At 33.0% G+C, this 7,757-nt stretch carries 6 protein-coding genes; all 6 read right to left on the bottom strand.

Annotation, left to right across the window (positions count from 1 at the left end):
- Positions 1 to 135: 135 nt before the first annotated feature.
- Entirely contained in the window at positions 136 to 1,533 is a 1,398-nt protein-coding gene (locus KPL37_RS18620; protein ID WP_216151570.1) for a GntP family permease, read from the bottom strand.
- A gap of 105 nt (positions 1,534 to 1,638) precedes the next feature.
- Positions 1,639 to 3,192, bottom strand: coding sequence for an acyl CoA:acetate/3-ketoacid CoA transferase (locus tag KPL37_RS18615; RefSeq protein WP_216151569.1), 1,554 nt, complete (start codon positions 3,190 to 3,192; stop codon positions 1,639 to 1,641).
- Positions 3,193 to 3,475: 283 nt separating this feature from the next.
- Positions 3,476 to 3,892, bottom strand: coding sequence for a MaoC family dehydratase (locus KPL37_RS18610; protein WP_216151568.1), 417 nt, complete (start codon positions 3,890 to 3,892; stop codon positions 3,476 to 3,478).
- A 34-nt stretch (positions 3,893 to 3,926) separates the two neighbouring features.
- Positions 3,927 to 5,477, bottom strand: a complete 1,551-nt coding sequence (locus KPL37_RS18605; RefSeq protein WP_216151567.1) for an acyl CoA:acetate/3-ketoacid CoA transferase — start codon at positions 5,475 to 5,477, stop codon at positions 3,927 to 3,929.
- 256 nt (positions 5,478 to 5,733) lie between these two features.
- On the bottom strand, positions 5,734 to 7,098 hold the full coding sequence (locus tag KPL37_RS18600; RefSeq protein WP_216151566.1) for a sigma-54 interaction domain-containing protein: 1,365 nt from the start codon (positions 7,096 to 7,098) through the stop codon (positions 5,734 to 5,736).
- A gap of 154 nt (positions 7,099 to 7,252) precedes the next feature.
- On the bottom strand, positions 7,253 to 7,757 hold a 505-nt coding region (locus tag KPL37_RS18595), incomplete at its 5' end, for an electron transfer flavoprotein subunit alpha/FixB family protein (protein ID WP_216151565.1).

Raw genomic sequence — 7,757 nt, 5'->3', positions numbered from 1 at the left:
CATGCTTAAATTATACACCAAAAGTGGATTCCTCGGAATCCACTTTTGTATTTGCAGAAAAAAAAAGAGCCATCTCGTAATAGAAATTACTTTCTATTTTGAGACAGCCCCATTAAAAATACTTATATTTAATTATTAAATAAAATGTAAAATTGATTGTAATCCAATTAGAAAGAAACATGTTCCCGTTTTAAGGAGAGTAATAGCAAATATATCTTTATATGCTTGTTTATGTGTTAAACCGGAAATTCCAAGTAGTGTGATAACTGCTCCATTATGAGGCAATGTATCCATACCTCCAGATGCCATAGCAGCAACTCGATGTAGTAATTCAGGGCTTATTCCAGTATTTGATGCCCATTGTAAGTAGTGTTTTCCAAAAGTATCAAGGGCTATACTCATACCACCTGAAGCGGAACCTGTTACTCCAGATAGAACATTTACTGTAACTGCCTCAGATAGTAATGGACTACCATGAGGATTTATATTTGTTAAAGCATGAGCTATAGATTGAAAACCTGGTAGTGTTTTTATAACATTACCAAAACCTACTTCAGATGCTGTATTTATAACTGCTAAAAGGGAACCGATAGCGCCAGCGTTGATGGCTTTAGCTAAATTACCTTGCATACGTTTAGGATTAATAAGCATGGCAAGAAGAATTCCTACGATAAGTGAAATCATTAGTGCCCAGTTGTTCATAGTTCCTACGACACCGGCTGATAGCATATTGTAAGGCTTTTTAGTTACCCAAGACATAATATCCCAGTGAGGGAAAACTAATTTTTGTAAAATAAGAGTGACAACAAGCACAGAAACTAATGGTAATGCTGATAAAAATGGGTTTGGTAAACTATCATCTTCAACCATAATAGGTTCATTAGTATGGTTATCACCATAGCCTTCCCCAGCTGCTTGTGCTTTACGCTTACGCCATTCTAAATAAGTTATACCACATACCATAATGATAATTGCTCCGAGTATTCCCATAACAGGTGCTGCGTAGAGATCTGTATTAAAAAATTTCATTGGAATGGAGTTCTGAATCTGTGGTGTTCCGGGAAGCGAATCCATAGTAAATGTAAAGGCACCAAGTGCAATTGTGCCTGGAACAAGTCGTTTGGGAATGTCTGCTTCTTTAAAAATAGATGCTGCAAATGGGTATACTGCAAATGCTACAACGAAAAGGCTTACGCCGCCATAAGTAAGGATAACTGCAGATAAAACTACTGAGAGTATTGCTCTATCTTTTCCTAATTTTTCTACTATAGTTTTGGCAATGGATTTTGCCGCACCTGATTGTTCCATTGTTTTTCCAAATATTGCACCCAATAGAAAGAACGGAAAATATATTGTTACATACTTACCTAGATTGGGCAAGAATATTTCTGTGTATGTTGGCAAAATAGCCATTCCAGAAAATAAAGCAGCGAGTAGTGCAAAAATAGGGGCAAAGACAATTACAGAGAAACCCTTATATGCCATAAACATTAATAAACATAAACTTAATATGATACCGAAAACTCCTAACATTTATAAAACCTCCATTTATTAAAATTTTATTCTCTTTTCTAACCGGTTACTTTTTATATTTTAGTGAAAATTATATCAATATTATTATTCCAAAGACTGCATTTGTTATTTAGCTAATTTAAGCCCTATAATACCCTCATTAAATATTCTTAAATCCATTAGTTTTAGGTTCTTAGATATAATTGGAGTAAAATCCATTTTATCTAAAATATCTTTTTGAAGATCAATACCAGGAGCGATTTCTTCTAAGGTAACGCCTTCTTTAGTTAGTCTAAAAACTGCTCTTTCAGTAATGTATAAAACTGGTTGAGAGACATCAACAGCGTACTCTCCACTAAAAGTGATTTGTTCAACATTTTCAATGAATTTGTTAACTTTACCTTCTTGAATTATATTTATTTTACCATTTAGAATTTCAATTTTTAAGCCACCTGCTGTAAAAGTTCCACAGAAAACAACTTTTTTAGAATTTTGAGTTATATTAATAAAGCCGCCGCAGCCTGCAATTTTAGGGCCAAACTTACTTACATTAATGTTTCCAGCTTTGTCACATTGAGCAAGACCTAGGAAGGCAATATCAAGACCTCCACCATCATAAAAGTCAAATTGGTTACTTTGATCTAGTATGCTTTCAGGATTTATTGAAGCTCCAAAACTTAATCCACCTGCAGGGATTCCACCTATTGGACCTGATTCCAAAGTAACCCTTAAGTCGCTAGCAATTCCTTCTTCATTTGCAACCATGGAGATTCCTTCTGGTACTCCAATTCCAAGGTTGGTAATAGCATTGGGAATAAGCTCCATTGCAGCTCTTCTAGATATTATTTTTCGCTCATCTAGCTTAAGTCCTGGAATATTACTAAGTGCCATTTTTATTTCACCATTATAAGATGGATTGTATTGTTCTGCATAAGTTTGCATATGATTTTCAGGTTTTGAAATTACAATGGCATCCACAAGTATTCCTGGGATTTTAACTTTTCTTGGATCAAGAGTGCCATTTGCTACAATTTTTTCAACCTGAAGGATTACAATACCGCCGGAATTCTTAGCAGCTTGAGCCATGGATAGTCCATCTAGGGTTACAGCTTCTTTTTCCATAGTAGCATTTCCAAACTCATCAGCATAAGAAGCCCTAAGAAGTGTTACATTTATAGGAAAAGCTTTATAAAATAAATATTCTTTGTTATCAATTTTAATAACTTTAACTATGTCTTCTTTCGTGATATCGTTTAACTTGCCTCCGTCAATTCTAGGGTCCACAAAAGTTTTTAATCCAACATGAGTTATAGTTCCAGGTTTACCTGCTGCAATATCTCGATATAGGTGAGATATTACCCCTTGAGGAAGATTATAAGCTTGAATTTTGTTTTCAATAGCAAGGTTTACAAGTTTGGGAGCAAGGCCCCAGTGACCGCCTATTACCTTTGAAACTAAACCATCTAAGCCAAGACGATTTAAACCCTTATCTTTTGAGTCTCCTTGCCCAGCGGCATATACCAAAGTTAAGTTATTAGGAAATCCTTTTTCAAGAAAAGATTCATTGATTTTTATTGTTAATTCTTCAGGGTGACCGCAACCGATAAATCCTCCAACTGCAACAGTGTCTCCATTTTTTATCAAAGCAATGGCGTCATAACTAGACATAATTTTATTCATTTTTTATCCCCCTTAATTAAATTATTGGTAAAGATTTTCATAATTATAAATAGCAAATATCATGCCAATAAATGAGTGATAAAAAACAAATTTTATATGGCTTTTAATGACTTTTTAGCTATTTTGTTCGAAATATGTCTATTGAACTTAGTATCATGTTCTATAAAACGAACGCTAATCATGTAAACATTATCATGGTGTTCTAAAAATTGAACAGTATTTTCAAACTCTAAAAATACTGTTCAATAAAATAAACACTTATTTTATTGAATGGGGGTAGGTTTTATTTAGGTGGCATAACTGTTGCAACACCTTTAAGAACAACAACTCCATCTTGGTTAGTACATATTGTACTTAATTTCATAATATTTTTTTCAACTTTTTTTTCTATAACTTCTACTTCTGCTTTTATAGTATCTCCGAATCTAACTGGTGCTGTAAATCTAAGTTCTTGACCTAGGTAAATAGTGCCTGGTCCAGGTAATTTCATGCCAAGTACAGCGGATACGAAACCTGCTGTTAACATTCCATGCGCAATTCTACCTTTAAACATTGTTGTTTCAGCTTCTCTTTGATTTATGTGAGCAGGATTTAAGTCACCAGTTATTCCAGCATAAAGATATACATCAGATTCGCTTATAGTTTTTTCAAAAGAATCCTTATCACCAATATTTAGTTCATTCATTGTTAAACCTTTCATTATTAATTCCTCCTTGTTTTTTTTATTATAATTATTATGAAACTTTAAGTCCCATAATTTTTTCCTCAAAAATTCTTTCATCCATAAATTTTAAATTTGATGAAATTACTGGCATAAAATCCATATGAGCCAAAATATCCTTTTTAAGATTAATTCCTGGAGCGATTTCAGTAAGTACTACACCTTTGCTAGTAAGTTCAAAGACAGCTCTTTCAGTAATATACAATACTGGTTGTGAGACATCTACAGCATATTCACCACTAAAGGTTATTTGCTCAACAGTTTTAATGAATTTGTTGAATTTACCTTCTTTGATAATATTTAACTTTCCATTTTGCACTTCTATTTTTAAGCCACCTGCAGTAAAAGCACCACAGAAAACAACTTTTTTAGAGTTTTGAGTTATATTGATAAACCCACCACAACCTGCAATTTTAGGACCAAATTTACTTACATTAATATTTCCTGATTCGTCACATTGAGCAAGGCCTAGAAAAGCTACATCAAGACCACCGCCATCGTAAAAATCAAATTGACTAGGTTGATCAAGGATCATTTCAGGATTTATTGCAGCTCCAAAACTTAATCCACCTGCAGGGATTCCACCTATAGGGCCTGATTCCAAAGTAAGCTTCATATCGCTGCCAATACCTTCTTCATTTGCTACCATGGAAATTCCTTCAGGTACTCCTATTCCAAGGTTAGTTACAGCGTTGGGTATAAGTTCCATAGCTGCTCTTCTAGATATTATTTTTCGTTCATCTAGTTTTAAACCGGGAATATCATCTACTGCCATTCTTATTTCACCGTTGTATGATGGATTGTATTGTTCCCCATATGTTTGCATATGATTTTCAGGTTTTGAAATTACAATGGCATCCACAAGTATTCCTGGAATTTTAACTTTTCGTGGATCTAGGGTGCCATTTGATACAACTTTTTCAACTTGAAGTATTACAATTCCTCCAGAATTTTTAGCTGCTTGAGCCATGGCAAGAACGTCCAATGTTACGGCTTCTTTTTCCATAGTGGCATTACCATTCTCATCAGCATAAGTAGCGCGAATAAGTGCTACATTTATAGGAAAAGCCTTATAAAACAAGTATTCTTTATTATCAATTTCAATAACCTTAACGATATCTTCTTTTGTGATATCGTTTAACTTACCGCCCTCGATTCTAGGATCTACAAAAGTTTTTAAACCAACATGAGTAATAGTTCCTGGTTTGCCTGATGCGATATCTCTATAAAGACTAGAAATTACACCTTGAGGAAGATTATAAGCTTGGATTTTGTTTTCGATAGCAAGATTTGAAAGTTTGGGAGAAAGTCCCCAGTGACCACCTATTACTTTTGAAACTAATCCTTCTTCGCCAAGACGATTTAAACCTTTGTCTTTTGAGTCTCCTTGTCCGGCTGAGTATACCAAAGTTAAATTTTTAGGACTTCCGCTTTGGGCAAAAGATTTATTAATTTCAATGGTTAATTCTTCAGGGTGACCTGAACCGACAAATCCTCCAATTGCAACGGTGTCACCATTTTTTATTAAAGTGATTGCGTCATAACTAGACATAGTTTTTTTCATTTTTTATCTCCTTTTATCATATTATTAGCACTTGTTATAAATATAACAAGCAAGAATCATGCCAAACAAAGGTAAGCAAAATATACAAAAGGATCATGTTATAGTGGGTATTTGATGACTTTATTAAAGCATGTGTAGATTTGAAATAACTATATGTACGACTATAAGAACTTAATTTATGTGTATATGACTATTTAGTACTAAAAAATGAACGGTATTCTTAAGGTTTAAGAATACCGTTCATTTTTGAGAACAATTATAAGGGTATATTATATTTTTGAATTTTTTCATATAAACTTGTTCTTCCAATTTCAAGTTTTTTAGCAGCCTTAGTTTTGTTTCCATCTGTTGATTTTAGTGCATCCATAATAGCTTGCTTTTCTGCTTCTACAATAGTTGCTTCAAGACTTTTAATAGGTTTAATCAGTTTTCTTCCTGTGATTTCATCTGGTAAATCTATAGGACAAATAGTATCACTATTTTCTATTACATTAATTGCTCGTTCTAATATATTTTCAAGTTCTCTTATATTACCACCCCAAGAATAATTTTTAAGAAAATATTCTGAATCCTTAGACATGCCTACAATTTTCTTATTCAAATCTTCAGAAATCTTTGTGATTAGGTGATTTGCAATAAGCAAAATATCATCTCGCCTTTCACGAAGAGATGGAATTGTAATAGTTACAACATTTAATCTATAATAAAGATCTTGCCTAAAGTTGCCTTCGTGCATAGATTTTTCTAAGTTCCTATTTGTTGCTGCGATTATACGAATATCAACTTTCTTGCTTCCTAATGAACCTATTTTTTCAACCTCTTTTTCTTGAATTGCTCTTAATAGTTTAACTTGCATATGAAGAGGCATATCTCCTATTTCATCTAAAAATATTGTTCCACCATCGGCTAATTCAAATTTTCCGATTTTACCTTCTTTTTTAGCACCTGTAAATGCACCTCCTTCATAACCAAAAAGTTCAGATTCTAATAAATCAGTTGGAATAGCTCCGCAGTTTACTTTTACAAAGGGTGCATACAATCGGTCACTAGCTAAATGTATTGCATGAGCAAATAATTCCTTTCCTGTGCCACTTTCTCCAAGTATAAGTACATTAGAGTGCGTTTGAGCTGCCTTACGAGCGATAGATTTAGCTGTTAGTATCGTTTCACTTGAACCTATGATGTCGTCAAAGGAATAACTTGCAGTATTTAATTGCTTTAACTGAGTTTTATAGGTTTCAAGTTCTTTTTTCATAGTTTTGATTTTACTATAAAGGGTATTTAGTTCTTTTACATTTCTAAATAATACTTTGCCAATGGCACCGATTATTTCTCCGTTTTTAATTATAGGCATTCTAGTTGCTATCATATAGCTGCCTTTTATAGATTGTAGTTGAGCAGTTTCTGTAACACCTGTTTGTACAATAATATGCATCCTTGTATTTGGAATAACATTAATAACAGGTTTTCCTATAGCATTTTCTTCTGAAATCCCTACAAATTCACAATATGATTTGCTAATCATAGTTATAATTGCATTTTTATCTATAATGATAATACCATCATAAGCATTATCTATAACAGTTTTTAATATTTCTACAGCATCTTTTTCGAAATCCATTATAAAATCAGCTCCTTCATATATTTTGTGTATAAAGCGTTGTATTAATACTAATATTTTAGTTTATTTATATACATTTGGAAAGTAAATAAAATTTATAATAAAAAAAAGAGCGATTTTGATGTATTAATACATCAAAATCGCTTAAGTAAACTTATTTATTTTTTAGTGTATTAATTTGAGCTATCATTTCTGGAATTACTTTAAGGAAATCTCCAGCTATTGCTACATCCGCAGCTTTCATGATAGGTGCAGTTGCATCTTTGTTTATAGCTATTATGAAATCAGAATCTTGCATACCAGCTAAATGCTGTATAGCTCCTGAAATACCGCAAGCTATATATACAGTTGGTCTAACAGTTTTTCCTGTTTGTCCTACTTGTACTGCTTTATCTATCCAACCATTTTCAACTGCTGCTCTTGATGCTCCTACAACTCCATCTAAAGTAGCTGCTAATTTTTCAAGTAGTACGAAGTTTTCTTTACTTCCAACTCCACGACCACCAGATACTATAATATTAGCTTCTCCGATATCAGCTAAAACTTGCGCAACTTTTACAACGTCAACAGTTTTAGTTCTGATATCTGATTCTTTTAAATTTATAGTAACTTTTTCAACTGGACATGTTCTTGATGCATCTCTAGCTAATTTTTCAAAA

This window comes from Clostridium frigoris (genome assembly GCF_018861865.1).
Classification (GTDB): Bacteria; Bacillota; Clostridia; order Clostridiales; family Clostridiaceae; genus Clostridium_AD; species Clostridium_AD frigoris.
This window is presented reverse-complemented; position numbering and strand designations above follow the sequence as displayed.